The sequence below is a fragment of the Mycobacterium sp. IDUB_39 genome (assembly GCF_055419205.1).
On the sequence record NZ_JBVAXF010000006.1, the window covers coordinates 421,206 to 445,088 of the forward strand.

Below are 23,883 nucleotides of genomic sequence, written 5' to 3' on the forward strand. Positions count from 1 at the left end.
GTCACCAGTTGCCCGCTCGACGCCCGTGTGGCAGTCCACCTGAATCTGACCACGGGGTAGCCACCGCGAATAGGGACCGAAGTCCCGCCCAACGGTGCCGATTGTCTGCGTTGTCCCGCAACTGATTTGATTTCCACCGACGATGTCGCGATGGTCTGAAGGAACGTCGCCGCGGGTGATATCGAGCGCAGGACTATGGGCGCGTTAGACGGCCTCGGGGTCCCCCTCGGGCTCCGAGCCGAACACGAATCGCCGACCAGTGATCCGCAGTGGGCGAATCCGGACGAAGTGTTGCTTCGAAGTGGCCGTCCAGGGAAGTAGTTGCGCCTGCTCCGCTTCGTCGATCTCCTCCTGGGTGCGAAGGGTGCGAGCCGTCCCTCGGATGATCACACTCCAACCCTCCAGGACATTGTGATCGTCGACTTCGAACAGGACATCGTTGTTGATTGCCGCGCTCACCAGCTTCGTTCCCTGCGCTGTCCGGAATAGCACCGTGCGGCGCTGAACGGCGAAGTTGACAGGGAAGATCTCGGGCTGGTTATCGACGCTGGTCACCAGGCGTCCGAGGGCTCTACCTGAGATGAGATCCCAGCACTCGGTCTCCGACAGAATGGATACCGGTTGAAATTCCGTGGTCATGGCCGTGACCCTACCGACGGGTTGACGCCAGAAGCAGTGGTCCAAAGTCCCCGATGCGAGGAGCCAACGACCTCCGCCAGGGACCTTTGGCACCAAACGATGGGACCGAATGATCCTGCGTCGAGATGCAGCACGGCGCACGATTGTCTGCATGACTAGCGCGGTGATCGAACCCGCAGGGTTGGCCCGCCTCATCTCTGTGCTCATCGACCGCGGGTATCAGGTGATCGGCCCGACGGTGTCGGACAACGCCATCGTTCTCACACAGATCACCTCGGCCGAGGACCTACCGCGCGGATGGGGTGTCGACGTCGGACCCGGACACTATCGACTTCGCCGTCGCGGGGATGATGCCCTGTTCGGGCACTCGGCCGGCCCGCAGTCCTGGAAGCAGTATCTTCATCCACCGCGCCAGCGGGTGTGGTCGTCCGACGGTACCGAACCTGAAGAGGTCCCGCGATATGCATTCATCGGAGTACGCGCCTGTGATCTGGCGGCCATCGGCGTCCTGACCGGAGTATTGGGGGAGGGCACGCATCCCGACGAGGGCTTCGTCGGTCGGCTGCGACGAATCTTCGTCGTGGCCGTCAACTGCACTGAACCGGGCGGTCTATGCTTCTGCGCCTCGATGGGCACCGGTCCAGCGGTGGGACCCGGCTACGACCTGGCGCTGACAGAGCGCGTCGACAGCGATGGTCGGCGCTACGTCGTGGACGTCGGCAGCGATGAAGGAGCAGAGGTGCTCGCAGCGTTACCCCAACGCAACGCCGAGCAGACGGAGATCGATTCTGCTCGTTGTGATGTCGCAGCAGCGGCAGACAAGATGGGCCGTCAGATGCCAGCGGGCGACCTGCGTGACCTACTGGTCGAGTCGCGGGAGTCGCCACACTGGGAGGAGGTCGCGAGTCGTTGTCTGACCTGCGGCAACTGCACCATGGTGTGCCCGACCTGCTTCTGCACGACGGTCGAGGATGTCACCGACTTGACCGGACAGCACGCCGAGCGGTGGATGGAGTGGGCGTCGTGCTTCGAGTTCGACTTCACATTCGTACACGAGGGGAGCGTCCGGCAAAGTGGGCCCTCGCGCTACCGGCATTGGCTTACGCACAAGCTCAGCAGTTGGCATGACCAGTTCGGCACGTCCGGATGCGTGGGGTGCGGGCGGTGTATCGCATGGTGTCCCACGGGTATTGACATCACGGAGGAGATGAATGTTCTCTCCAAACTCGCGGAGGGCGACCTTGACTGAGAGCGCGACGTGGCCGCGCACAGCGTCGGCGATGTGCCCAACGCCCTACCGCGTTCACAGTCGAGTCGCCGAGAACCACGATTCCGCGACACTGCGGCTGCGACCGGTGCGTGAATCGCTGCCCGCACCGCAACCCGGCGAGTTCATGATGATGTACGCCTTTGGGATCGGGGAGATCGCCGTCTCGGTCAGCGGGGTTCCGACGCCGGCCGAGGAAGCGATCTGCCACACGATCCGGTCGGTCGGCGCTGTCAGTGAAGCGCTGCGTCACGCGCAGGCGGGCACGGTGATCGGCATGCGCGGACCGTTCGGCACGAGCTGGGGTATGGCGGGGGCGGCGGATCGTGACGTGATCATTGTCGCGGGCGGGGTGGGCCTGGCACCCCTTCGGCCCGTGGTGCTCGGCGCATTGGCCAGCCGCGACAGCTATGACCGGGTGACGTTGATCGCCGGTGCCCGATCGCGTGACGACTTTCTGTACGGCGAGGAACTTCGGGTTTGGGCGTCCGGCGGCTTGGTCGAGGTGCACCTGACCGTTGACGTCCCGGTACAGGGGTGGCCGGGCGAGGTTGGTGTCGTCACGGACTCGCTCCGCCGGCTACCTCTGAGGCCCGAGCACACCACCGCCTTCCTGTGCGGCCCGGAACCGATGATGCGCAGTTGCGCTGAAGAGTTGTTGCGAAAGGGGATGGCCCACCGAGATATCCAGGTCTCGTTGGAACGCAACATGCAGTGTGGGACCGGCTGGTGCGGGCACTGCCAACTGGGGCCCCTGCTGCTTTGCCGTGACGGCCCGGTAGTGGGCTATGACGTCGCCGAGTCGCTTCTGCGGATCAAGGAGCTGTAGATGACGTCGCCCAGCTTGGCGGTGTGGAAGTTCGCATCGTGTGACGGCTGCCAGCTCACACTCCTGGACTGCGAGGACGAACTGCTGACGATCGCAGAGGAAGTGCGAATCGCTGTCTTTCTCGAGGCCTCCAGCACGATCATCGGCGGCCCCTATGACGTCTCCCTGGTGGAGGGCTCGATCACGACGGCGGCCGATGCGCAGCGAATCAGGGAGATCCGAGCGCAGTCCAAGGTTCTGGTCACGATCGGGGCATGTGCAACCGCCGGTGGCGTACAGGCGCTCCGCAACTTCGCAGACATCAAGGACTTCACCTCCGTCGTCTACGCCAAGCCCGAGTACATCGACACGCTTGCGACCTCAACCCCGGCGTCAGCGCACGTCACAGTCGACTACCAGTTGCAGGGGTGCCCGATCGACCGCGGCCAGCTCCTCGACACGCTGGCCGCACTGCTGGTCGGGCGCAAGCCGAGGCTACCGGCCAAGACCGTGTGCACCGAGTGCAAGAACCGCGGCGTGACGTGCGTGGTTGTCGCCGAGGGCATTCCCTGCCTCGGGCCGGTGACGCATGCCGGCTGCGGAGCGCTCTGCCCGACGTTCCACCGCGGCTGCTACGGATGCTTTGGTCCAGCTGTCACGCCGAATACCGCCGCGTTGATTCCCTTGCTGCGCCGCGACGGCATGGCCGATGAGGATGTCGAGCGGGTGTTCTCGACGTTCAACGTCGCACGGTTCAGAGCCGAGAGGAACGATCGATGACGTCGGAGGTTCGAACAGTGGCGGTCGGCGCGTTGACTCGCGTGGAAGGCGAGGGCGCACTGCGTGTCAACCTGCGCGACGGCGTGGTGGACCGCGTTGAACTGAACATCTATGAACCGCCGCGCTTTTTCGAGGCGTTCCTGCGAGGCAGGGCGTACACGGAGGCTCCCGATCTCACGGCTCGCATATGCGGCATCTGTCCCGTTGCGTATCAAGTGAGCGCCTGCAATGCCATCGAGGACGCCTGCGGGGTGACCATCGAGCCGGAACTGGTGGCACTGCGCCGGCTGCTGTACTGCGGGGAGTGGATTCACAGCCACGCTCTGCACATCTACCTGTTGCACTTGCCCGACTTCTTCGGCTATCCGGACGCGATCAGTCTGGCCAAGGAGCGCCCCGGACTGATCGAACGCGGACTTGCGCTGAAGAGGGCCGGGAACCGGATCATGGAGCAGATCGGCGGCCGCGCGATCCATCCGGTCAACGTGCGCCTGGGTGGCTTCTACTCGGTGCCGACTCCAGCTGAGCTACGACCGCTTGCCGAGATGTTGCGCTGCGCGCTTGATGACGCGTTGTTTACGTTGCGGTCGGTGGCCGAGCTCGACTTCCCTGACGTCGAGTACGACCATGAGTTCCTCGCGGTTACCAACCAGCACGGCTACGCGATCGAAGGTGGAACACTTCGACGCAGCTTGGGGCCGACGTTCGCGGTGTCCGAGTTCAGTGACCACGTCGTGGAATCGCAGGTGCGGCACTCGACCGCCCTGCACGCGGCCTTGGACGGCGGCCGTTATCTGACCGGCCCACTGGCGCGGTACTCGCTGAACTCCTCAGCGCTGTCACCTGTCGCTCGCCAAGCGGCCGCGGACGCAGGGATTGGACCGCAGTGCCGTAATCCCTTCCGCAGCATCGTGATCCGTGCGGTCGAAGTCGTGTACGCAGTCGAGGAGGCGCTACGCATCATTGCAGAGTACGAGCGGCCCCCGCGCCCATTCGTCGACGTCCCGGCGCGCGAGGGCATCGGACACGGTGTCAGCGAGGCGCCACGCGGCCTGCTCTACCACCGCTACGAGATCGACGGGGACGGGCAGATCCGGGCCGCGACGATCGTCCCGCCGACGGCGCAGAACCAGGCGGCGATCGAACACGAGATGGCCTGCCTTGTCGCCGCGAACCTGAACGAGGACGATGCGACACTGACTGCGCTGTGCGAGAGATCAATTCGCAACCACGACCCGTGCATATCCTGCTCGGCACACTTCCTGACGTTGACGATTGACCGGCGATGAGCTTCGCCGTAGTCATTGGAGTCGGCAACCGTTTCCGCCGCGACGACGGCGTCGGCCCCGCGGTTGCCGAAGCGATCAGCAAGGGCAACCTCGCCGGTCTGCGGGTGGTGACAGATATCGGAGATCCTGGAATGTTCTTCGACGCATGGGCGGGTGCCCGCGTGGCGGTGGTCGTCGACGGAGCCATGGGAGATGGGGCCGATCCGGGCCGGATCCGTCGGTGGGTGGCGGGCGACGCGCCCGACCTGAGAGTGGTGAGCTCGCACGCGATGGGCGTACCGCAGGTGTGTGCGCTCGGCGCGTGCTTGGGCCAGATGCCCGACCGGCTGGTGGTGCTCAGCATCGATATCGCCGACGCCGGTTACGGGATCGGGCTCTCGCCGTCGGTGGCCGCGGTTGTCCCGCGCGCGGCGGAACTCGTGCTCGACGAACTCGGAATCTGCGAGACGGCGGAGCGGTGCCACGATTGGCTGAACGCTCAGTCTGCCAGTGCCAGTACCTCTTCGAAGCCGGCGATCAGGCAGTCGTAGAACGCGTCGAGATCCGGAATGGCGCCGCTGTCCACATTGATCCCGATGGCGCAGGTGTCGACATACGACAGAAGCGTGACGTTCAAGGCGGCACCGATGGTTGGTGCGAAGGCGTACTGCCTCCGTACCGCGGCACCGGCCAGGAAAACCGGCTTCTGGAACCCTGGCACGTCGCTGGCAACCACGTCGACACCTCGCAAGGCCGACCCGACATACCAACGGGGCGCGAGATTGAGACCGGCCGCGATCAATTGTGTGTGCGCCAATGACTTCTCGGCGCGCAGCCCGCTGGTGTGCTGATGGATGGCACGGACTCGGAGGGCGGGGTCCTTGTTTGCCGCAGAAACGTCGAAGCGCATCAATGTCGCCCGATTACCGCCGAGCGGGTCGGTCGAGGCTCGGACGCTGACAGGCATCGTGACGGTGAAGTGGTCGACCCTCGCCGCATGTTTCTCGTGATACCGACACAGCCCGCCCACCACAGCGGCGATGAAGGCATCGTTGAGCGAGCCGCCACCGGCCCTGCCTGCCATCTGTAGACGCGCCTTCGGCACGTCGTGCACGGCGAGGCGTCTGACACGGGTGCGCCTCACCATTATCGGAGACCCAGGTTGTCGTGTCGGCCGCGTCGTTCGCACAACAGATACCGCGAGAGCGGCAAGACCTGTACAGGACCTGATCGGGTGCAGGACGCTGCTGGCGAGTAGAACGGGTGCGGACTTCACCGAAGCCGAGAGTGCGCCAGCAGCGAATCCGGCTCCATGAGCTACCGAATGTCGGATCAGTGCGAGACGTCCCACCTCCGGTGGTGACGGAGCCGGTGGCAGGGAATCATGCCTGTATTCCGCTGACTCGTCGTACAGGATCCGTGCGATATCCACCGCACCGATACCGTCACTCAGCGAATGGTGCAGCCTGCAGAGCAACGCTGCGCCTCCATCGGCGAGGCCGTCGACCAGGGTCGCCTCCCAGAGCGGGCGTGCCCGATCAAAGTCGGCCATCGCGGCTATCCGAGCCATTTCCAGGAGAGTCTCGATGGATGCCGGTTCAGCTGCTGACACTCGACGCACGTGGAATGCCAGATCGAAGTCGATATCCGCCTCCCAACGCGGTGGTGCGGGCGCCGGCGACTGCACCACGCGCTGTCGGAATGTCGGCAACCTTCGGCTGATCAAGTCGAACCGGTTAACCAGCTCGCGCCAATCCGGGAGACGGTCGAGGAGAATCAACGTGACGATGGTGGATCGGAGCCGGGGATCGGCTTCGATCGACCAGACGAACGCATCGGTGTTGCTGAGAAACTCCGCCATGTCAGGCCGCGACGGTCACAACCCCTGAGGGGTGATTGGTGCTGGGATGCCCATCGGTGGTCTCCTCGCCGGGTCAGCTCAGCCCATCCCATCAACATCGCTGGGTCTGTCCGTAGAGTCGAAGGTGGTTTCTCTCGTGGTGCTTTGGTCCCATCTCATCGCGTGTCCCGTTCCATCCCGTTGGTTTCAACGTCGACTTGGGGTCGCGGTCCGGACCCCGTGGGGTGTCGAACAGCATTCTCGCAGTGAGTGTTTCCGTGGGCCGACTCGAGTGAGGACCAGTGACATCGTGCTGAGGGACCAACGGCCCTGCTTCGCGCGTTCCCGATGGCCTACCGTCGGTGACGACTGCGGTGCGGAAGCAGCTCGGAGGAGTGTGAGATGTCGAAATTCGGAATCCTGGTCGGCGTTGACGGATCAGCGGAGTCAGGCGCAGCCGTAAGGTGGGCGGCCCGCGAGGCTGTGCTACGCGACACGGCTGTCACGCTAATGCACGTCGTGGCCCCGGTAGTCGTCACCTGGCCCGTGGCCAACCTCGGGCCGAGCTTCTCCGATTGGCAGGAGGACAACGCACAGCAGGCTATTGATCAGGCACAGAAGCAGTTTCAGGCCGAGGTCGGCGATGCGCGATCGCCCGACATTCAGACGCTCGTGCTGCACGACAATGTCGCGTCGGGCCTTGTGAAAGCGTCACGCGACGCAGAGATGATCGTTGCGGGCAGCCGAGGTCTCGGTGGGGTGGGCGGCGCGATACTGGGCTCCATCAGCCGGAGCTTGCTGCACCACGCCCACTGCCCTGTCGCGGTCGTTCGCGGGGATCACGCGCCGGCGGTGAGTGACGACTCACCGGTGTTGGTGGGCATCGATGGATCGCCCGCCTCCGAGGCTGCGACCGCGCTCGCGTTCGACGAGGCGTCGAGGCGTCACGTTGATGTGGTTGCGCTGCACGCGTGGAGTGATGTCGGGGTCTTTCCGGCGCTTGGCATGGACTGGCGCGAGTATGAGGACCGGGGACACGAGGTTCTTGGCGAGCGTCTCGCAGGATGGCAGGAACAGTATCCAGATGTGCGGGTCCGGCGGCGGGTCGTATGCGATCAGCCGGCACGCTGGCTGCTCGATGAGTCCCAGCATGCTCAACTTGTGGTGCTCGGAAGTCGAGGCCGTGGCGGCTTCGCCGGCCTGCTTCTCGGCTCCGTGAGCACGGCTGTCGCGGAGACGGCGAAGTGTCCGGTGATAGTGATTCGTGACTAGCGGTGACACCAGGAGCGCGCTGAGGGACCGATCGCATGCGAAACAGCGATGTCGACACCGCACTGGTGGAGAAGGCGGTGAGGTTGGCCTGCCGCGCGCCGTCACTACACAACAGTCAGCCATGGCGCTGGGTGGTCGACGACCATGCGGTCCGGCTCTTCCTGGAGAGCGATCGCGTATTGCACGCAACCGACCACTCGGGAAGGTCAGCTCTACTTGGTTGCGGCGCAGTGCTGGACCACTTCCGGGTGGCCATGGCAGCTGCGGGGTGGACAGTTGCTGTCGATAGACTTCCCAATCCCGATGATCCGGTCCTGCTGGCCTCGGTCGACTTCACTGCCATGGAGCACATCACCGACGGCGACCGGGGCCGTGCCGAGGCCATCTTGCGTCGTCGCACCGACCGGTTGCCCTTCAACGAGCCCCCCGATTGGAATCTGACCGAGGCGCACTTGCACCGTGCCGTCACCGCAGAGGCGGTGCGACTTGACGTGGTCCCCGATGAATTTCGAGCGGTATTGGCGGAGGCCTCTCAGCTCACTGCTTCGCTGCGTATGTACGATAGGTCGTATCACGACGAACTGGCTTGGTGGACAAAAGCTTTCAGGTTTAGTGAGGGTGTCCCGCAGAGTGCGCTCATCTCTGCCGACGAGCGTGACCGTGTCGACGTCGGACGCAGGTTCCCGGTCGACTCGGGCTCCAACAGGCGTGTTGGTCTCGGCCACGATCGCTCCAAGGTTGTTGTCCTGTCCACATACGACAACCAGCGCGTCAGCGTCCTGCAGTGCGGCGAGACTCTCTCCTCCGTGCTGCTCGAGGCTACGATGGCGGGCCTAGCAACGTGCACGCTCACACATATCACCGAACTACGCGCGGGCAGAAACCTCATTGCGGCGGTGATCGATCAGACCACCGCCACCCCGCAAGCCTTGATTCGCGTCGGCGCGGCCCCGCAGGGCGAGGACGTGCCGCCGCCTACACCTCGGCGGCCCATCAGCGATGTTTTCGAGATCCGATCGAGAGATTAACGGCGCGGTGGGTGCTGATCCGTGTAACGAACGATGTCGGCCAGCGTTCGAAGGGATGCATACTCGGACTCTGGGATGTCCACCCGCAACCTCTCACTGATCGCGATGAGAAACCGCAGCCAGTCCATCGAGTCGAGGTCGACCTGATCGCGGAGCGCGACCTCGTCACGAATGTCGTCGGCGTCCACTTCCGGAGCGACGTCGGTTAACGCCGAAAGAACCTCGTCTCTACTCGTCATATCGTCACCCGTCCAGACTCTCCGGCTGCTCCAGCAGTAGACGGATCTCATTCAGAAACAATGCCCCTTGGTGTCCGTCGCTGGCGCGGTGGTCAGCGGCGAGGGTGGCCTGCGACACTGTGCCTACCCGAATCGCCCCGTCGGCGGCATACACACGCTGTGCCGGTGTTCCGAAACCGATCAGCGCCACCTGCGGTGGATAGATGACCCCGAAGACCGTGTCGACTCCCTTGTCGCCGAGATTCGTGACGGTGATCGACGGGTCCGACATCTCCGAACTGCGTAGCGACCCTGCTCTGGCCCGCGCAACCAGATCGGTGAGATCTCGCATCAGCTGGTCGATCCCCTTATCGGGTACGTCGTGGATCGCGGGTGCGACGAGTCCGCCACCGCGCAGCGATATCGCGATCCCGACGTGAACGCCGTCCGCGGGTTCGAAGCCGTCGTTGCGCCAGAACCCGTTGAACCCGGTGAGGCGTTGGGCCGCTCTGCCAACGGCTTTGATGTGCAGGGCCGCTGGCAGAAGTCGCTCGGTGATCGGGCGGCCCGCATTGCGTTCGGCCATCCACCTGAGCGCGGCGTCCATGTGCACTTCGCTCGCAAGGTAATAGTGCGGGATCTCCCGCTTCGACCTGCTCATCGCCGCGGCGATGGACTTGCGCATCTGCGCGGCGCGGTCGGTGGTCGTGGCGGTGCCCTCGGTTCGGCGTGGCTGCGGTGCTGGAGCAGCGGATGCTTCCACGTCGGCGATTGTCACTGCCCCCTGTGGGCCGGTTCCGGCCACGGACTCCACATCGACGCCCAACGAGTTGGCGAGACGCCGTGCGGCGGGGGAGACCCACCTTCGTCGGTGTGGCGCGGTAGTCCCGCTCTCGGCTTTCGGAGGCATCGTCGGTGGCGGCGTGGGTTTGGACACCGTCGGAGGATGCGGTGCCGGTTGTGCCTGTGCTGTCGTCTCCCGCAGTGTTGCCAACACCGTTCCGACCTTCACGGTGTCGCCGACCGGCACCAACAAGTCCTGGACGATGCCGTCATGCCAGCATTCGATCTCGACCGCGGCCTTGGTGGTCTCCACAACGGCGACGATCTGTCCCCGGGTGACGACGTCGCCGGGCGCGATCAGCCATTCGTCGAGGGTGCCCTCGTCCATGTCCGAACCGAGGGCGGGCATGGTGAACTCGATCACTGGCTCTTCCCGAACAGTCCGTGCACTGCGCTGACGATCTTCTCGGTCTGAGGTAGTGCGGCCTGTTCGAGATGCTTCGCATACGGCATCGGCACCTCGGCACTGCACACCCGGGCGACAGGAGCATCGAGGTCGAAGAACGCCCGCTCGGCGATGCTGGAGCTGACCTCGGCTGCCAAACTTGCGGTCCGCCAAGCCTCGTCGATTACCACTGCGCGGTTGGTCTTACGCACGGACGCTAGGACCGTGTCCATGTCCAACGGCCGGAGCATTCGCAAATCGATCACTTCGCAATCGATTCCGGATCCAGCCAGCTCTGCGGCCGCATCGAGGGTCTTCGGCAGTGAACCGCCGTACGTGACGAGGGTGACGTCTGCGCCTCGGCGGCGCAGCGCCGCGCCGCTGATGTCGGTCGCCACCAGTTGATCGATATCGACCGATGTGTTGTAGAGCCCCACATGCTCGAAGATGAGCACGGGATCGGGGTCGGCGAGTGCGGGTCCGAGCATGCCGTAGGCATCGACGACGGTGGCGGGAGCGGCCACCTTGATGCCCGGAATGTGGGCGTACCACCCCTCCAAGCTGTGCGAGTGCTGGGCGGCGAGTTGCCGACCCGCACCCGTCGCCATGCGAATCACGAGCGGTACCGAGAACTGCCCACCGGACATGTGCCGCAATGCAGCCGCGGTGTTGACGATCTGATCGAGTGCCAAGAGGCTGAAGTTCACCGTCATGATTTCAACGATCGGTCGCAAGCCACCAAGCGCCGCACCGATGCCGACGCCGACAAATCCCAACTCTGACAGAGGGGTGTCTCGAACCCGCTCAGGCCCGAACTCCTCGAGTAGGTCCTTTGTCGCAGCGTAGGTGCCGCCGTACCGGCCCACGTCCTCGCCCATCAGCACCACCCGGGGGTCTTGTGTCATGGCCTCCTCGATGGCGTCGTGCACCGCTGTGCGGTAAGTCATCTTCATTGGGACACCTCTGCAGCGATGGCGGGTGTCAGTACATCGCGTTCGAGGTCGGCGACGTCCTCCCACGTCCCGGCCTCGGCGAACGCGACCGCGCCGGTTACCTCGACCTGCGCGGCGACCTCGATGTCATCGACATCGGTCGCGGACAGTGTGCCATCTGCGATGCATTGCTGGCTGAACATGGCGATGGGATCGCGTTTGCGCCACTGTTCGACCTCGCTCTTCTGTCGGTACAGTTCGGGGTCGAACATCGAGTGTGCTCGGAATCGGTAGGTGCGGAACTGTATGAAGAACGGGCCGCCGTCGGTGCGAATGTGCTCCACTGCCTGCTGTGTCACAGTGTGGCAGGCGACGACGTCCATTCCGTCGACGCTTGCCGTCGGGACCCGATAGGCCGCTGCCTTCGCCGCGAGGTCGGTCTCCGACTGGGCTCGTTCGAGTGCGGTGCCCATCGCGTACAGATTGTTCTCACAACAGAAGAGCACGGGAAGCCGCCACAGCGCAGCCATGTTGAGGGATTCGTGGAAGGCGCCCTCGGCCACTGCCCCGTCACCGAAATAGCATGCGGTTAACCGGTTTCTGCGCAGCATGGAGTCAGCGAGTCCGAGGCCGACGGCCAGGGGAAGGCCACCGGCGACGATGGCGTTGCCCCCGTAGAAATGAGCGGCTGAGTTGAAGAGATGCATCGAACCGCCCCGACCCCTTGAGCATCCCTCCCGCTTGCCGAACATCTCGGCCATGATCGAAGTCATCGGGATGCCGTGCAGCAGCGCGTGTGCGTGTTCTCGATAGGTTGCGACTACGGCGTCCTCGGGTCCCAGCGCGCGCAGTGAGCCCGCGGCGACGGCCTCTTGGCCGACATAGAGGTGGAGAAATCCGCGGATCTTCGCTGCGCCGTAGAGTTCTGCACACTGTTCCTCCATGCGACGAACCCGCACCATGTCCGCTAGCAGTGCATGCGCCAGGTCGTGCGCGGTCACGAAGGGACCTCCTGCGCCCGGCGTGTGGGGACCTCCACCGTCGATGTATCGCCCTCGGGCAGTCCGAGCTCACGCGCCTTGAGCAGGCGCCTCATGATCTTGCCCGATCGGGTATGCGGCAAATCGTCGACAAACTCGATCTCCTTGGGGGCCACCGCCGCGCCCAATCGTCTGCGCGCGTGAGCCATCAGATCTCGGCGCAGCGCGTCATCGCCGATGAAGCCCTCCCGCACCGAGACGAACGCCTTGACGACCTCGCCAACGGTGGGATCTGGCTTGCCGATCACCCCGGCTTCGGCGACAGCGCGATGATCGGTCAACACGTTCTCCACCTCGAAGGGGCCGATCAGATGTCCGGATGACTTGATCACGTCATCTGCTCGGCCGACGAACCAGAAGTAGCCGTCGCTGTCGCGCTTGACGAGGTCTCCAGTCAGATAGAGGTTACCGGAGAAGCACTTTCGGTAGCGTTCGTCGTCGTGCAGGTACCCGCGGAACATTGAGGGCCAACCCGATCGCAGCGCGAGTTCGCCCTCCATGTCGGGTTCGGAGAGGTCCGCGACCGAGCCGTCCTCATTGCGCCGGACCACGTAGGCGTCGACACCTGGAAGTGGACGCCCCATTGAACCGGGTTTGATGGGGCAGGCCGGCGTGTTGGCGATCATGATCCCACCGGTCTCGGTCTGCCACCAGTTGTCGTGGATCGGCAGGCCCAGTACTCGCTTTCCCCACCACACGGCCTCGGCGTTGAGTGGTTCACCGACGCTGGCGATGAATCGCAGACTCGAAAAGTGGTGATGTGCCGCCACTTCCGGGCCTGCCTTGATCAGCAGGCGGATCGCGGTCGGTGCGGTGTACCACACCGTGACGTCCTCGTTCTGCAAGATCTGATACCAGCGCTCGGCGTCGAACTCGGCTTGGTCGACGATCGACGTGACACCATGCAGCAGCGGTGCGATGACGCCGTATGACGTTCCGGTTACCCATCCGGGATCGGCTGTGCACCAGAAGATGTCATCGGAGTGCAGGTCCAGGGCATACAGTCCAGTGATGTAATGCATGGTGACCGCGCCGTGCACGTGGATCGCTCCTTTCGGCGTGCCCGTGGTCCCGCTGGTGAAGTGCAGTAACGCTGCGTCGTCGGCAGTGGTGGGTTCGATCGGTGCGTCGTCGTCAGCCTGTGCCATCAGCCGCTGGTAGTCGAGGGTTCCTGGCTCGTCTTCGGTGTTTGCGTCGTGGTCCACCAGCAGGACGTGCCGAACCGTGGGTAGTTGATCGCGGATTTGAGCGATCTTTCGTCGATGGATGGCCGAGGTGGTGACGATGACCTTGGCTTCGCCGATCGATACTCGTGTTGCCAGTGGCTGCGGTCCGAAGGCCGAGAAGAGAGGGGAGACCACGCTACCGTTGCGTAGTGCACCCAGCATCGTGATGTAGAGCTCGGGGCGGCGATCCAGGATCACGAAGACGCGGTCGCCCTTGCCAACGCCGAGCGAGCGGAGCACGTTTGTGAACTGGCGCGTGAACCGTCCCAACTCGGCGTAGCTGATGTCGTGGGTCCGCATTTCGGTCGAATCGTCGGCTTCCGTGACGAAGCGCAGCGCTGTGTGCGTCGCTTCGGGTCCCGCCGCGTGCCTGTCGACCGCTGCGTAGGCGATGTTGCAGCCGCCCTCCGCCATGCCCTCGCACAACGGCGGCAAGGCGGACCAGGAGAAATCGGCCCGCGCCTCGTCCCAGTCGCGAAGGTTGGGAGGTACGCGCAAGTCACGGGGACCCTTGCGGATGACGCTCACGATGCGTGCTGTGGGCTCGCTGGCAGGACGCCGGAACGGCGTGCGTGACCGATATTCGCCATGATGCGTTCCACCAGTGCATCGCGGACCGAGCCATCATCGGAGAACTCGGTGAGCGCGTGGTGGCGCAGATAGGCATCGACACGGCGGCCGATGGGCCAATCGGCGTAGATGTGTTCGGTGAACTCGGAGCCCAAGAACTCCCAGGCAATGGTGTCGAGTTCGGTGCGTCGGTGTGGGTGGCTGTGCAGGGCGTTGACCATTGGGTCGCCTCCTCAACGAGGTGATGTGCTTTCATCGTGGTGCGCGGATCTCGGCGCGGGTAGAGAAGAAAGTCATCGGCCTGGCGAAGTGGCGCTATCTGGCGATTCCGCAGCGTCACTCGGCGAGTGACGTCCCCAGCGGTGCGACAAACCGGACGTGGGTGCCGCCGCCGTCTGCCGCGCCGATATCGCAGCTACCGCCCACTGATTCAGCGCGGTGACGCAGATTCGCCAGGCCACTGCGTCGCGTGATGTCGGGGGAAATGCCGCAGCCGTCGTCCGTGACGTCGATGGTCAGCTCGTCCGCGACGTTCACATCGATGATGAGCCGCTGAGCGCCGGAGTGTCGCACCGCGTTGCTGACTGCCTCGACTATGAATGGTGTCGCCTGCTCGGCAAGTTCCTGGTCAACCGCGCTCAATGGTCCCGACATACGCACCGTGGTCTCGATATCGCGGTCCTCGGTGAGATCGGCGATCGCGTTCTGGATCGTCAGGCGGAAGCCGTTATCCAGCGTGGACGACTGCAACGCGAAGACCTTCTTGCGAATCTCGTCGATGGTGGTCTGCAGATCGTCGACTGTACCGTTCAGGCGTTTGATGACCTCGGGAGACCGTGAGCGGGCGATCGTGCCCTGCAAGTCCATTCCCGCTGCGAATAACCGCTGAATGACGTGGTCATGCAGGTCGTGCGCGATTCGTTCACGATCTGCGATGACCGAGTTCTCCTTTGCGTGTTCATGGCTGGCAGCCAAGCTGAGTGCGACGGTGGCGTGATCGGCGAAGTCGCTCATCAACTCGAGATGACTTGCATCAAAGGGGCTTTGGCTCTCATGCCTAGCCACGGCGAGGACTCCCAGGATGGACTGCTGTGCGCGCAGCGGCATCACGATCGCTGGCCGCTGCCCGACATCGGTGAAGGCCGAAATGGGGTGGCTGAACGCTTCTGTGATCAACGGAACTCCCGAGCGGAAGACTGCACCGGTCGTCGAACCCTCCACCGGGACCTCCCGCCCCACTACGTCGTCGGCCATCAATCCCACTGCCGTGGAGACGACAAGCGTGTCGACCTCGTCTTCCGGAACGTCGGTGGCACGGGGTACGAGCACGATGGCCTGCTCGGCGTCAGTCAACTCGCACGCTCGTTCCGCAATCAATCGCAACGGCTCCGCCACGGGATGGACCTCGGACACCAGCGCAGCGGTGATCGCTCTGCTGGCCTCCACCCACTTGGCGGTGGCGCGCACCCGGTCGAACAGTCGGGCATTGTCGATGGCGACGGCGGCCGCCGACGCGAAAGCCCGCGCGGCGATCTCGTCGGACTCCGTGAACACCTGCCGTGCGATCGGCTCCGTCAGGTAAAGGCTGCCGAATGTCTCCTGTCGGATGGTGATCGGAACTCCGAGTAGCGCGCGCATCGGAGGGTGGTGATCGGGGAATCCGACCGCCGCGGGATGTGCGGTCAGGTCGTCGAGCCGCAGTGGCTCCGTTTGGTCGAGCACCACCCCGAGGACGCCCTTGCCCGCGGGCAGGTGGCCGATCCGCTGCACGGTGTCAGAGTCCATTCCGGCGTGCAGGAACGACACGAGGGTGCCATCTGGGCCCCGGACACCCAGAGCCCCGTAACGCGCACCTGTTAGCTGCATCGCCGAGGTCACGATTCGATGGAGGGTGGCGTCGAGGTCGAGGTCCGACGCGAGCCCGACGACGACCCGCAGGAGGCGCTCCATCTGGTCACGGGCACCGAGCAACTCGTCGATTTGCTCATGCATGCTGTCGACGAGGGAGCGCCGCCCCAATGTGGCAAACGCAATATCGTCATCGTCGATGCCCACGTGCCCGTACCTCCGGCGTCTAGGGAGACCGGCGCAGCATAGTTCCAACTGGCCACGATGGGCGAGGTTCAGTGAAACCAGGTTTTTGCCCTGGCCAACCTGGGACGCCGTCGACCGACCGGGAGGTTAGCTGTCGCCAGCACGGTCCGGCAGAAGTGCGAAGTAATTCTCCTCCTCGGTGACGAAGTGGAGAGATAACAGGGCATGCAATCCGTACAGACAGGCCAGCAGATCCTCGGCCTGCTCGTCGCCGACCTCGCCGATGGCATCGGCGGCGCACTGGTGCGCATGGAGGCGATAGGCCAGGCGGTCGATCTCGGCGTGCATCCGGCTCATCGCCGCGGTGGCCTCCGCGCCGCCCAGTGGGTGCGCCAATGCGGGGTAGAGCGATCGGTCCTCGGCGTGTTCGTGAGGCAGCAATGTGTGGCGAACGAAGGCATCGACCTCTCGCAGCGAGGCCAAGGCCGCGACGCGGTCGCCCACGGCGATGAGGCGTGCGGTGTCCCGAAACAGTGACAGGTCGTTGCGCATCGCGTCGTGCTCAGCGGAGAACCGGCGGATCAGCCCCTGCGCGTCGGCGGGCAGGACGGGTGCCTCACCTGCTCCCGGCCGCACCGCCCGCAGGGCGTTGAGGATGACCGTCAGATCGATCGCCTCCTGAAGGAACGCGCCTGCGGCCGGCGGCAACAGCCCGGCCGCGGCGAACCCCATCGCCACAACGGATAACACCATCCCGGTGATGGCACTTTGCGCGGCGATCCGACGCGACCGGCGAGCAACAAACATCGCGTCGGCAAGTCTGTCGAGCCGATCGGTAGTCAAGACGATGTCCGCCGCTTCCGAACTGGCGGTCGAGCCGTGGGCACCCATCGCCACGCCGACCGTGGCAGCGGCGAGGGCGGGTGCATCGTTGACCCCGTCGCCAACCATGACGGTGACCGCCGATTCGCGTTCCGTGCGCACCCCCGCCACCTTCTCAGCCGGGGACTGCTCGGCTCGCACCTCGTCCATACCGAGCACCGCGCCAATCTGCTCTGCCGGAGCGGCACGGTCTCCGGTGAGCATGATCACCCGGTCGATCCCGGCCGCGCGCAGTCGGCGGATCGTCCGTGGTGCGTCGGCACGCAGGGGATCGAGGAGCAGAATCGCCCCGACGAGTTGGCCGTCGACATCGAGCCATGCAATGGCGGCCGCGTCGAATGCCGCCCGCGACACCGCTGCCACAGCCCATGGAGGCGGGTCAGCGGGTAGCGCATGACTGCCCACCGTGACTCGCCTGCCATCGACCGTGGCCGCGACGCCCTTGCCGGGCTCCTCGACTATCTCGACCGGCGGGCTGAGGCGGAGGCCACGCTTGATGGCCTCATTGACGATCGCCTTCGCCAACACGTGGGGGGAGAACTGATCAGCAGAGGCGGCGACGCGCATCACTTCGTCCCTCGACCAACCGTCAGCGGTGACGACGTCCGTGCTCCGAGGTTGACCGCTCGTCACCGTGCCGGTCTTGTCGAGCACCAGAGTGGTTGCACGGCCGAGGTTCTCCAGTGCACCGCCGCCACGGACGATCACACCCAACCGTGAGACCCGCGATAACCCGGATGTGATCGCCACGGGAGCCGCCAGCAACAGCGGACAGGGCGTCGCGACCACCAGCACGGCGACTGCGCGCACGGCTGACCCGCTCCACAGCCATGCCGATCCGGCGACCAGCAGTGCCAGGGGAAGGAACCACTGGGCCACCCGGTCGGCCAGCCGGACGACGGGAGCGCTCGTCGCGGCGGCCTCGCGAGCCAATCGCACAATGCCCGCGTAGGTACTGTCCTCGGCGGTGGCGGTTGCTCTGATCTCTATGACGCCCCCGGCGTTGACCGCGCCACTTCGAACCTCCTGGCCAGTCGGCAGCTCGATATGTCGGCTCTCGCCAGTCAACGCGGATTCGTCGAGAACCGCCCAGTCGCAGGCGATCCTCCCGTCGACGGGCAGCACCTCACCGGGGCCGACGACGAGGATGTCGTCGACTTTGACGTCGGCAAGGGGCACGGTGACCACGCCATCGGCGGTGCGGCGCCGAGCCGACTTCGGTGCTCGTTCGAGCAGCGAACGCAGATCCTTGGTGGCTCGCCGCTGCGCCGCGCTCTCCAGTGCCTGTCCGGTCGCCAGCATGACCCCGATCAACGCCCCTGCCAGATACTCGCCCACTGCGAGTGTGCCCACGAGGGAGAGCACCGCGAGGACGTCGACGCCGAACTGACCGCGCCGCAACGCGGCCACCACGAACCAGCAGGCAGGCACCAACGCGATCAGTGTGCCTGCGGCCCATAACCTGTCGGAGATTTCGGTCATGCCGAAGAGCCATGAGACGCCACCGGCGAGCAGCGCCCCACACGTCGCAACGACCAATGTGCGCATCAGTGTTTGGCTCAGCGCTTCACGGCCCACGTTCGGCCGCGTGAACGGTGGTCGAAATCTAGTGTGTGATGGACGCCGAATCATGGCTCACCCAGTCGGCGATGCCGGCGTCACCGACTGCTGAGGGCCGATGGGTGCGCGTTCGGCCCGGCGGCGGATGCCCCGCAGCATGCCTCGTGTCATCAACGCGTTCACGGGCTCAACGGCCTCTGCGAGCAGAACCTCGCCAGGGTGGCGCAAGCCCACCCTGGTGCGAACCAGGACTCGGCACCTATCGTCCCCGTAGGGAACCAGGTGAAACGACCACACGGTCTCCCATGGCAAGCCAGGCGGCGCCCCGCGCAGGACTATGGCCCGCTCCTCAATGACGTCGGCGACGGACAGCGTGAGGCCGTCGCGCAGCCCGAGCCATCCCCTGGGGGCCAGGCGAATGAGGTTGCCGGGCGCGAGGTGCTGCCACTCCGCGTGGATCCGGTTGGCGTTGCGATGATGCAGCGCAATCGAATTCTCCAGGAACGCATAGCCGTAGAGTCCGCCGCGGTCCTGGCCCATCTGTACAAGCCATGGCCAGACTGCGGCCGCCGGCCGCTCGATCCATACCGCTTCGGTGATCCGCAGCATCGGCTCGCGGATCAACTCGTCACCGGGCAAGTTCATCCGGCTCTCGCTCTTGGTGGTACCCCAGTTGCGGAAGTACCTTCGCGCTGCGTACAGCAGCAAACCGGTCCCTGTGGCCAGCACTAGCCGTCGTCCATCAAGGCTCATACTCCACACACTGTGACGTTTCCGCTCCGGGGGATAGGGCCGGTCGTCCCTATGTTCCGGGATTTGGACAGAGCGACGATCGGCACGACCGCGCTGTCGGCGTCCAGCCCACAGAGGACGAACGCGGCACACTGCATCGCCGACGAACGGCCCGATGATCAGAGGACTTCTGTCTCTATGGTCCGCGGAGGGCAGGTGGTCCGATTCAGTGGCAGGTGTAATCAGGACACCGCGCCCAGGAGGAGGAGAGATGACCACACTTCCCGCGCAGAGGCGACAACGCATACTGCTCCCGGAGATCGCCGACCTATTGGCTGGCTTCCCATCGTGGGCCGGCTTGCGGGCCTTTGATAGCAACGTGATGCGGCTCGAGGACGAACTCAAGGCCGGCAGTTATGAGGTGCGTGCCGAACTACCCGGCGTAGACCCGGCTACGGACGTGGATATCACCGTCCGAGATGGCCAACTGACCATCAAGGCTGAACGCAGCGAGAGGAAGGAATCCCAGGGGCGTTCGGAGTTCGCGTACGGTTCGTTCGTCAGGTCGGTGACGCTCCCACAGGGAGCTGACGAAGACGGTATCAAGGCGTCGTACGACAAGGGGATTCTGACGATATCGGTGCCTGTGGGCGATACCAAGCCGATCGAGAAACACGTCGAGGTGCAGTTGACGAGTTGATCGGCGTCGACCCCGGCAGTCGGTTCCCGGTTCTGAAGCCCTCACATGGCTGGCACCAGCATGGTGGCCAGCTGGCTTGCGATATCGCGTTTTTCGATGAGGAGGTCGTTCCGGATGGGTCCAGTCCCTGGCCGAGTCGACGGCAGCGTGCCGATCGTGACACTGACCATGAACCCCGCGCTAGACATCACGACCGACGCCGACGTCGTAGTCCCCACGGACAAGATCCGGTGTGGTGAGGTGCGGTACGACCCTGGCGGAGGTGGCATCAATGTGGCGATGATCGCCCACGTCCTGGGTGCGGCGGTATCGGCTGTGCTTCCCGTCGGTGGTCCAACCGGCGGACTGGTCGCTGACCTGGTGGCACGGGCAGGGGTTCCACTGCGCCGCGTCGATATTGCGGAGGCCACGCGCGAGAGTTTCACCGTTGACGAGATCAAGACCGGACGCCAGTTTCGATTCGTCCTGCGGGGACCCCACCTGACCTCGGTCGAACAGGCGCAGTGTCTGGATCAGCTGAGAATGGCGGCGGTATCAGCGGAATTCGTCGTCGCCAGCGGTAGTCTGCCACCTGGTGTGCCTTCGGACTTCTACCAGAGGGTCGCGGACCTCTGCCGGCAGCTGAACGCACATTTGATTCTCGACACCTCCGGAGGCGGGCTTGCCGGTGTGACTCGAGGAGTGTTCTTGCTCAAGCCGAGCCTTCGCGAACTGCGCGATTATGTCGGCCGCGCGCTTGAGACACAGGAGGATCAGGTCGGCGCAGCGCGAGAACTCGTCGAGCGTGGCATCACACAGTCCGTCGTGGTGTCTCTCGGCGGCAGCGGTGCGTTGTTGGTCACTGCCACGACCTGCCAGCGATTCTCGGCGATTCCGGTGCGGGCCATCAGCGGTGTCGGTGCCGGAGACGCGATGGTCGCCGCGATCACCGTGGGGTTGAGCCGGTACTGGTCGTTGAGTGAATCGGTGCGTCTGGGGATAGCCGCGGGCACCGCGATGCTGAGGACGCCGGGAACGGCGAGTCCGACCCGTGCCGAGGTGGAGCGCCTCTTCGAAATGGTCAGCCCGCCATCAGAGATCGGCGTCGTCTGCAAGTGACTCTTGTGAACGCGGCGTTCGATGATTCGTGCACTCAGGGCGACTTATCGGCGGCCGATGGCTGCCAGGTGAGGACGTCGCGCAGGGGCCGCCGCGGTGTGGGGGGCGGCACCTCCTCCAACGCCGGGGCGATGCCCACCCGGATCAGCACCTGGGGCAGAGAATGCCCGGTCAAGGCGCTGACGATGTCGCAACTGGCGCGCAGTTCGGTCATGTGGGTCAACGGGCAAGTGGCCATTCCGGCCATCGTGGCCTCCAACAGTGTCACGGAGAGCGCCTCTCCGCAGGTCAGTATGTCGTGGCGGGTGTCATCGAGCGCAGACAGCACGAGAACCTTCGAGTGATCTGAGGTGACCTGCGGTCGTCGCTCAGTATTGTGTGCGACCGGGAAGCTGCGACCGATGTCAACGCGTTCGTTTTCGGCGGCGGAGACCAGCGAGCTGTGCGGGATTCCCTCTGAGACCTCGAATGGGCCGGTCCACCAAGCGAGTTCGGCATGGTAGGAGGAGTCGTAGAGCCGCAGGGACTCCGTCAGCCGGGACGCCTCGGCAAGCTGTGGCCGGGCATCCTCGGGTAGCACGTCCAGCATGACGATATCGTCGTGGACGACACGGCGCAGCAGGGGTTCGAACTTCTCCCAATTCTCGGGCGCCGCGAAGGGCAACCGATCGGTATGCCGCGACAGGATGGCATCTGCGCGGCGACGATGAGCGTCGGTGACGAATGACATGGGTGCGAACTCGATCGATGCCAGATGCGTGTGATCGTTGGGGTTCGGGTAGTACTCGACGTTGGCGGTCCAACCGGCGGCGGCCATCGCGACCTTGAAGTGGTCGAGAACCGCTCCGCAACTGATAAGTGCCTGTCGACCTGAGGAATCGGAGTCGAGGATGCGGCTACGGTCGACGTAAAGATGCACGGCTCCGTCGTTCTGGCCACTGAAGCGCCACGGTTGACTGTTGTGGAACGACGGTGCGCGGCACGCGATGTGCACGGCATCGGCGATGACGCCCCGGGGCGCCGCGGTCTTCGACATCATGGGTCCTCCTGTTGCCTACGGCGAACTATCGCGCCTCGACTGCACTGGTCAACAGGGTCTTTGGACCCTGGCGGAAGAGGACCTGTGGCGCGCGAAACGGGTCAGAGGACGCTATTCGAGTTCGCTCGGCCAAGCGACGATCACGGTATGAACCCAGCACCGCAGAACGTGGTCCCGCCCGGCGTCCACGTTCGCTTTGCTGAGCCCCCCGAGATCCGCGAGACGCACACGGGCCTGGTGGTTCTGATCGGTGATCGGGCGTACAAGGGAAAGAAACCGGTCGTCACCGACTTCTTGGACTTCAGCACGGTGGAACGGCGCGAAGAGGCGTGTGCGCGCGAAGTTCGGCTCAACAGCCGAATCGCCGACGACAGTTACCTCGGGGTCGCCCACTTGACCGGCCCGACCGGCGGGGCGGTGGAGCCCGTCGTCGTCATGCGGCGCTACCCCGATGCGCTGCGGCTTTCCTCGATGGTCCGGCGTGGTGAGGCCGTCGAAGGTCACCTTGCCGCGATCGCCAATAAGATCGCACGATTTCACGCCGGCGCTGCGCGGTCCAGAACGATCGATCGCAGCGGGGAGGCGGCGGCGATCCGCACTCGGTGGCAGCAGAATCTGAACGAGCTGCGTGCTCACGTCGGGACGGTACTGGACGGCGAAGTCTTGGACGAAGTGGAGCGACGGGCGCTGTCGTTCATTGACGGGCGTACAGCGCTTATCACAGGTCGCATCACCGGTCATCGCATCGTCGACGGGCACGGCGACCTGATCGCGAACGATATCTTCTGCCTCCCCGAGGGGCCAGTACTGCTGGACTGCTTGGAATTCGATGATGAGCTGCGCTATGTGGACGGACTCGACGACGCCTGCTTCCTGGCGATGGATCTGGAGTTTCTCGGCAGACGTGAGCTGAGCATGGTTTTCCTCGAGGAGTATCGGCGTCGCGCCGAGGACCCAGCGCCAGCGGCATTGGCCCATTTCTACATCGCCTACCGAGCTGTCGTTCGCGCCAAGGTCAACTGCATCAGAGTTGAACAGGGAGATCATGCGGCCGCAGACGCCGCGCGGCGGCATCTCAGCCTTGCACTGCGGCACCTGCGCGCGGCCACGGTGCGACTGGTACTGGTCGGTGGCGCTCCGGGCACCGGTAAGACGACGTTGGCGAGGGCGCTGGGCCAAAGTCTGGACGCTCAGGTGATTTCCAGCGACGACGTTCGTCGAGAGGTCGAGGCACACGGCGATATCGACGGTGTGATTGGTGAGTACAACACAGGCCTTTACAGCCCGGACAACGTGGACGTGGTTTACACGGCGATGCTGGACCGAGCCCGGCGACTTGTCGCCAGTGGCCGGTCGGTGATTCTAGACGCCACCTGGCGTGATCCACGCCACCGTGCAATGGCGCGCGACGTGGGTCGCCAAGAACGCAGTCCGACAGTCGAATTGGAGTGCTCGCTACCACTTCGACAGGCTGCGGCACGCATCGAGCAGCGTGAGAACACCACGTCGGATGCCGACCCGCGGATCGCCTCTGCCATGGCCGCCGAGGAACACAGCTGGGCAGGGGCTCGCCGTATAGCTACCGACCGGCCACTGGGTGACTCTGTCGCCGAGGCGCTGGAAGTTTGCTGTCTAGCAATCTGAATCGCGTTGCCATCGCGAGAGAGGGGACCGTCTACATGACGGTACGGGCGTCGCACACAACGCCCGCTCAGCAACGAT

The 23,883-nt window shown here is 64.7% G+C and carries 22 protein-coding genes; 10 read left to right on the forward strand and 12 right to left on the reverse strand.

Going from position 1 to position 23,883, the window contains the following annotated elements; genetic code table 11:
- Window positions 1-204: 204 nt before the first annotated feature.
- Entirely contained in the window at window positions 205-639 is a 435-nt protein-coding gene (locus ACZY0X_RS24020; RefSeq protein ID WP_463773966.1) for a pyridoxamine 5'-phosphate oxidase family protein, read from the reverse strand.
- 151 nt (window positions 640-790) lie between these two features.
- Here ACZY0X_RS24020 and ACZY0X_RS24025 point away from each other — a divergent pair, with 151 nt between their 5' ends.
- The 5 genes from ACZY0X_RS24025 to ACZY0X_RS24045 are packed head-to-tail and all read left to right on the forward strand — an operon-like array spanning window position 791 to window position 5,313.
- Complete coding sequence (locus tag ACZY0X_RS24025) at window positions 791-1,888, forward strand: 4Fe-4S dicluster domain-containing protein (RefSeq protein ID WP_463773967.1); 1,098 nt, start codon at window positions 791-793, stop codon at window positions 1,886-1,888.
- 31 nt (window positions 1,889-1,919) lie between these two features.
- Entirely contained in the window at window positions 1,920-2,735 is an 816-nt protein-coding gene (locus ACZY0X_RS24030; protein ID WP_463774116.1) for an FAD/NAD(P)-binding protein, read from the forward strand.
- The gene (locus ACZY0X_RS24035; RefSeq protein ID WP_463773968.1) at window positions 2,736-3,494 is read left to right on the forward strand and encodes an NADH-quinone oxidoreductase subunit B family protein; all 759 of its coding nucleotides are present in this window, start codon (window positions 2,736-2,738) and stop codon (window positions 3,492-3,494) included.
- Window positions 3,491-4,783, forward strand: a complete 1,293-nt coding sequence (locus ACZY0X_RS24040) for a Ni/Fe hydrogenase subunit alpha (RefSeq protein WP_463773970.1) — start codon at window positions 3,491-3,493, stop codon at window positions 4,781-4,783. The genes ACZY0X_RS24035 and ACZY0X_RS24040 overlap by 4 nt, the downstream gene beginning before the upstream one ends.
- Complete coding sequence (locus tag ACZY0X_RS24045; RefSeq protein ID WP_463773971.1) at window positions 4,780-5,313, forward strand: hydrogenase maturation protease; 534 nt, start codon at window positions 4,780-4,782, stop codon at window positions 5,311-5,313. Before ACZY0X_RS24040 ends, ACZY0X_RS24045 begins: the two co-directional genes overlap by 4 nt.
- Here the strand turns inward: ACZY0X_RS24045 and ACZY0X_RS24050 are convergent.
- Window positions 5,262-6,623 (reverse strand): wax ester/triacylglycerol synthase domain-containing protein, encoded by a 1,362-nt coding sequence (locus tag ACZY0X_RS24050; protein ID WP_463773972.1) that lies wholly within the window; start codon window positions 6,621-6,623, stop codon window positions 5,262-5,264. The two genes, ACZY0X_RS24045 and ACZY0X_RS24050, sit on opposite strands and share 52 nt — an antisense overlap.
- A 381-nt stretch (window positions 6,624-7,004) precedes the next feature.
- On the opposite strand from ACZY0X_RS24050, the gene ACZY0X_RS24055 reads away from it, so the two are divergent.
- Together ACZY0X_RS24055 and ACZY0X_RS24060 are read left to right on the forward strand one after the other, a co-directional pair.
- A complete protein-coding gene (locus tag ACZY0X_RS24055) occupies window positions 7,005-7,874 on the forward strand; it encodes a universal stress protein (protein ID WP_463773974.1) in 870 nt (289 codons plus the stop codon).
- Window positions 7,875-7,909: 35 nt separating this feature from the next.
- Window positions 7,910-8,902, forward strand: coding sequence for an Acg family FMN-binding oxidoreductase (locus ACZY0X_RS24060; protein ID WP_463773976.1), 993 nt, complete (start codon window positions 7,910-7,912; stop codon window positions 8,900-8,902).
- Here the strand turns inward: ACZY0X_RS24060 and ACZY0X_RS24065 are convergent.
- The 9 genes from ACZY0X_RS24065 to ACZY0X_RS24105 all read right to left on the reverse strand — a co-directional run bounded on the left by ACZY0X_RS24065 (window position 8,899) and on the right by ACZY0X_RS24105 (window position 19,345).
- On the reverse strand, window positions 8,899-9,141 hold the full coding sequence (locus ACZY0X_RS24065; RefSeq protein ID WP_463773978.1) for a phosphopantetheine-binding protein: 243 nt from the start codon (window positions 9,139-9,141) through the stop codon (window positions 8,899-8,901). The genes ACZY0X_RS24060 and ACZY0X_RS24065 overlap by 4 nt on opposite strands.
- 4 nt (window positions 9,142-9,145) lie before the next feature.
- Window positions 9,146-10,327 carry a dihydrolipoamide acetyltransferase family protein gene (locus ACZY0X_RS24070; RefSeq protein ID WP_463773980.1) on the reverse strand — a complete coding sequence of 394 codons (1,182 nt, stop codon included), beginning with the start codon at window positions 10,325-10,327 and terminating at the stop codon, window positions 9,146-9,148.
- The gene (locus tag ACZY0X_RS24075; protein WP_463773982.1) at window positions 10,324-11,301 is read right to left on the reverse strand and encodes an alpha-ketoacid dehydrogenase subunit beta; all 978 of its coding nucleotides are present in this window, start codon (window positions 11,299-11,301) and stop codon (window positions 10,324-10,326) included. The genes ACZY0X_RS24070 and ACZY0X_RS24075 overlap by 4 nt, the downstream gene beginning before the upstream one ends.
- Window positions 11,298-12,242: a pyruvate dehydrogenase (acetyl-transferring) E1 component subunit alpha gene (pdhA, locus tag ACZY0X_RS24080; RefSeq protein WP_463774117.1), complete on the reverse strand. Its 945-nt coding sequence runs from the start codon at window positions 12,240-12,242 to the stop codon at window positions 11,298-11,300. Before pdhA ends, ACZY0X_RS24075 begins: the two co-directional genes overlap by 4 nt.
- Window positions 12,243-12,277: 35 nt before the next feature.
- Window positions 12,278-14,074 (reverse strand): acetate--CoA ligase, encoded by a 1,797-nt coding sequence (gene acsA / locus ACZY0X_RS24085; RefSeq protein ID WP_463773983.1) that lies wholly within the window; start codon window positions 14,072-14,074, stop codon window positions 12,278-12,280.
- Window positions 14,071-14,337: a hypothetical protein gene (locus ACZY0X_RS24090; protein WP_463773984.1), complete on the reverse strand. Its 267-nt coding sequence runs from the start codon at window positions 14,335-14,337 to the stop codon at window positions 14,071-14,073. The genes acsA and ACZY0X_RS24090 overlap by 4 nt, the downstream gene beginning before the upstream one ends.
- 115 nt (window positions 14,338-14,452) lie before the next feature.
- A complete protein-coding gene (locus tag ACZY0X_RS24095) occupies window positions 14,453-16,108 on the reverse strand; it encodes a sensor histidine kinase (RefSeq protein ID WP_463774118.1) in 1,656 nt (551 codons plus the stop codon).
- Between the two features lie 189 nt (window positions 16,109-16,297).
- Window positions 16,298-18,580, reverse strand: coding sequence for a heavy metal translocating P-type ATPase (locus ACZY0X_RS24100; protein WP_463773985.1), 2,283 nt, complete (start codon window positions 18,578-18,580; stop codon window positions 16,298-16,300).
- Window positions 18,581-18,667: 87 nt separating this feature from the next.
- Window positions 18,668-19,345, reverse strand: coding sequence for an SRPBCC family protein (locus tag ACZY0X_RS24105; protein WP_463773986.1), 678 nt, complete (start codon window positions 19,343-19,345; stop codon window positions 18,668-18,670).
- 250 nt (window positions 19,346-19,595) lie between these two features.
- Between ACZY0X_RS24105 and ACZY0X_RS24110 the strand changes: the two genes are divergently transcribed.
- Both ACZY0X_RS24110 and ACZY0X_RS24115 read left to right on the forward strand, forming a co-directional pair.
- Window positions 19,596-20,024 carry an Hsp20/alpha crystallin family protein gene (locus ACZY0X_RS24110; RefSeq protein ID WP_463773987.1) on the forward strand — a complete coding sequence of 143 codons (429 nt, stop codon included), beginning with the start codon at window positions 19,596-19,598 and terminating at the stop codon, window positions 20,022-20,024.
- Window positions 20,025-20,138: 114 nt separating this feature from the next.
- Window positions 20,139-21,122 carry a 1-phosphofructokinase family hexose kinase gene (locus ACZY0X_RS24115; RefSeq protein ID WP_463773988.1) on the forward strand — a complete coding sequence of 328 codons (984 nt, stop codon included), beginning with the start codon at window positions 20,139-20,141 and terminating at the stop codon, window positions 21,120-21,122.
- 34 nt (window positions 21,123-21,156) lie between these two features.
- On the opposite strand, the gene ACZY0X_RS24120 is transcribed toward ACZY0X_RS24115, so the two are convergent.
- Window positions 21,157-22,158 carry an Acg family FMN-binding oxidoreductase gene (locus ACZY0X_RS24120; RefSeq protein ID WP_463774120.1) on the reverse strand — a complete coding sequence of 334 codons (1,002 nt, stop codon included), beginning with the start codon at window positions 22,156-22,158 and terminating at the stop codon, window positions 21,157-21,159.
- Window positions 22,159-22,308: 150 nt separating this feature from the next.
- Between ACZY0X_RS24120 and ACZY0X_RS24125 the strand changes: the two genes are divergently transcribed.
- Window positions 22,309-23,805: a bifunctional aminoglycoside phosphotransferase/ATP-binding protein gene (locus tag ACZY0X_RS24125; protein WP_463773989.1), complete on the forward strand. Its 1,497-nt coding sequence runs from the start codon at window positions 22,309-22,311 to the stop codon at window positions 23,803-23,805.
- Window positions 23,806-23,883: the final 78 nt, after the last annotated feature.

What these genes read in the sequence shown, in the direction of transcription:
- ACZY0X_RS24020 (WP_463773966.1), bottom strand. Translation starts at nt 639, where the DNA reads ATGACCACGGAATTTCAACCGGTATCCATTCTGTCGGAGACCGAGTGC.
- ACZY0X_RS24025 (WP_463773967.1), top strand. Translation starts at nt 791, where the DNA reads ATGACTAGCGCGGTGATCGAACCCGCAGGGTTGGCCCGCCTCATCTCT.
- ACZY0X_RS24030 (WP_463774116.1), top strand. Translation starts at nt 1,920, where the DNA reads ATGTGCCCAACGCCCTACCGCGTTCACAGTCGAGTCGCCGAGAACCAC.
- ACZY0X_RS24035 (WP_463773968.1), top strand. Translation starts at nt 2,736, where the DNA reads ATGACGTCGCCCAGCTTGGCGGTGTGGAAGTTCGCATCGTGTGACGGC.
- ACZY0X_RS24040 (WP_463773970.1), top strand. Translation starts at nt 3,491, where the DNA reads ATGACGTCGGAGGTTCGAACAGTGGCGGTCGGCGCGTTGACTCGCGTG.
- ACZY0X_RS24045 (WP_463773971.1), top strand. Translation starts at nt 4,780, where the DNA reads ATGAGCTTCGCCGTAGTCATTGGAGTCGGCAACCGTTTCCGCCGCGAC.
- ACZY0X_RS24050 (WP_463773972.1), bottom strand. Translation starts at nt 6,623, where the DNA reads ATGGCGGAGTTTCTCAGCAACACCGATGCGTTCGTCTGGTCGATCGAA.
- ACZY0X_RS24055 (WP_463773974.1), top strand. Translation starts at nt 7,005, where the DNA reads ATGTCGAAATTCGGAATCCTGGTCGGCGTTGACGGATCAGCGGAGTCA.
- ACZY0X_RS24060 (WP_463773976.1), top strand. Translation starts at nt 7,910, where the DNA reads ATGCGAAACAGCGATGTCGACACCGCACTGGTGGAGAAGGCGGTGAGG.
- ACZY0X_RS24065 (WP_463773978.1), bottom strand. Translation starts at nt 9,141, where the DNA reads ATGACGAGTAGAGACGAGGTTCTTTCGGCGTTAACCGACGTCGCTCCG.
- ACZY0X_RS24075 (WP_463773982.1), bottom strand. Translation starts at nt 11,301, where the DNA reads ATGAAGATGACTTACCGCACAGCGGTGCACGACGCCATCGAGGAGGCC.
- pdhA (WP_463774117.1), bottom strand. Translation starts at nt 12,242, where the DNA reads ATGGTGCGGGTTCGTCGCATGGAGGAACAGTGTGCAGAACTCTACGGC.
- ACZY0X_RS24090 (WP_463773984.1), bottom strand. Translation starts at nt 14,337, where the DNA reads ATGGTCAACGCCCTGCACAGCCACCCACACCGACGCACCGAACTCGAC.
- ACZY0X_RS24095 (WP_463774118.1), bottom strand. Translation starts at nt 16,108, where the DNA reads ATGCATGAGCAAATCGACGAGTTGCTCGGTGCCCGTGACCAGATGGAG.
- ACZY0X_RS24100 (WP_463773985.1), bottom strand. Translation starts at nt 18,580, where the DNA reads ATGCGCACATTGGTCGTTGCGACGTGTGGGGCGCTGCTCGCCGGTGGC.
- ACZY0X_RS24105 (WP_463773986.1), bottom strand. Translation starts at nt 19,345, where the DNA reads ATGAGCCTTGATGGACGACGGCTAGTGCTGGCCACAGGGACCGGTTTG.
- ACZY0X_RS24110 (WP_463773987.1), top strand. Translation starts at nt 19,596, where the DNA reads ATGACCACACTTCCCGCGCAGAGGCGACAACGCATACTGCTCCCGGAG.
- ACZY0X_RS24115 (WP_463773988.1), top strand. Translation starts at nt 20,139, where the DNA reads ATGGGTCCAGTCCCTGGCCGAGTCGACGGCAGCGTGCCGATCGTGACA.
- ACZY0X_RS24120 (WP_463774120.1), bottom strand. Translation starts at nt 22,158, where the DNA reads ATGTCGAAGACCGCGGCGCCCCGGGGCGTCATCGCCGATGCCGTGCAC.
- ACZY0X_RS24125 (WP_463773989.1), top strand. Translation starts at nt 22,309, where the DNA reads ATGAACCCAGCACCGCAGAACGTGGTCCCGCCCGGCGTCCACGTTCGC.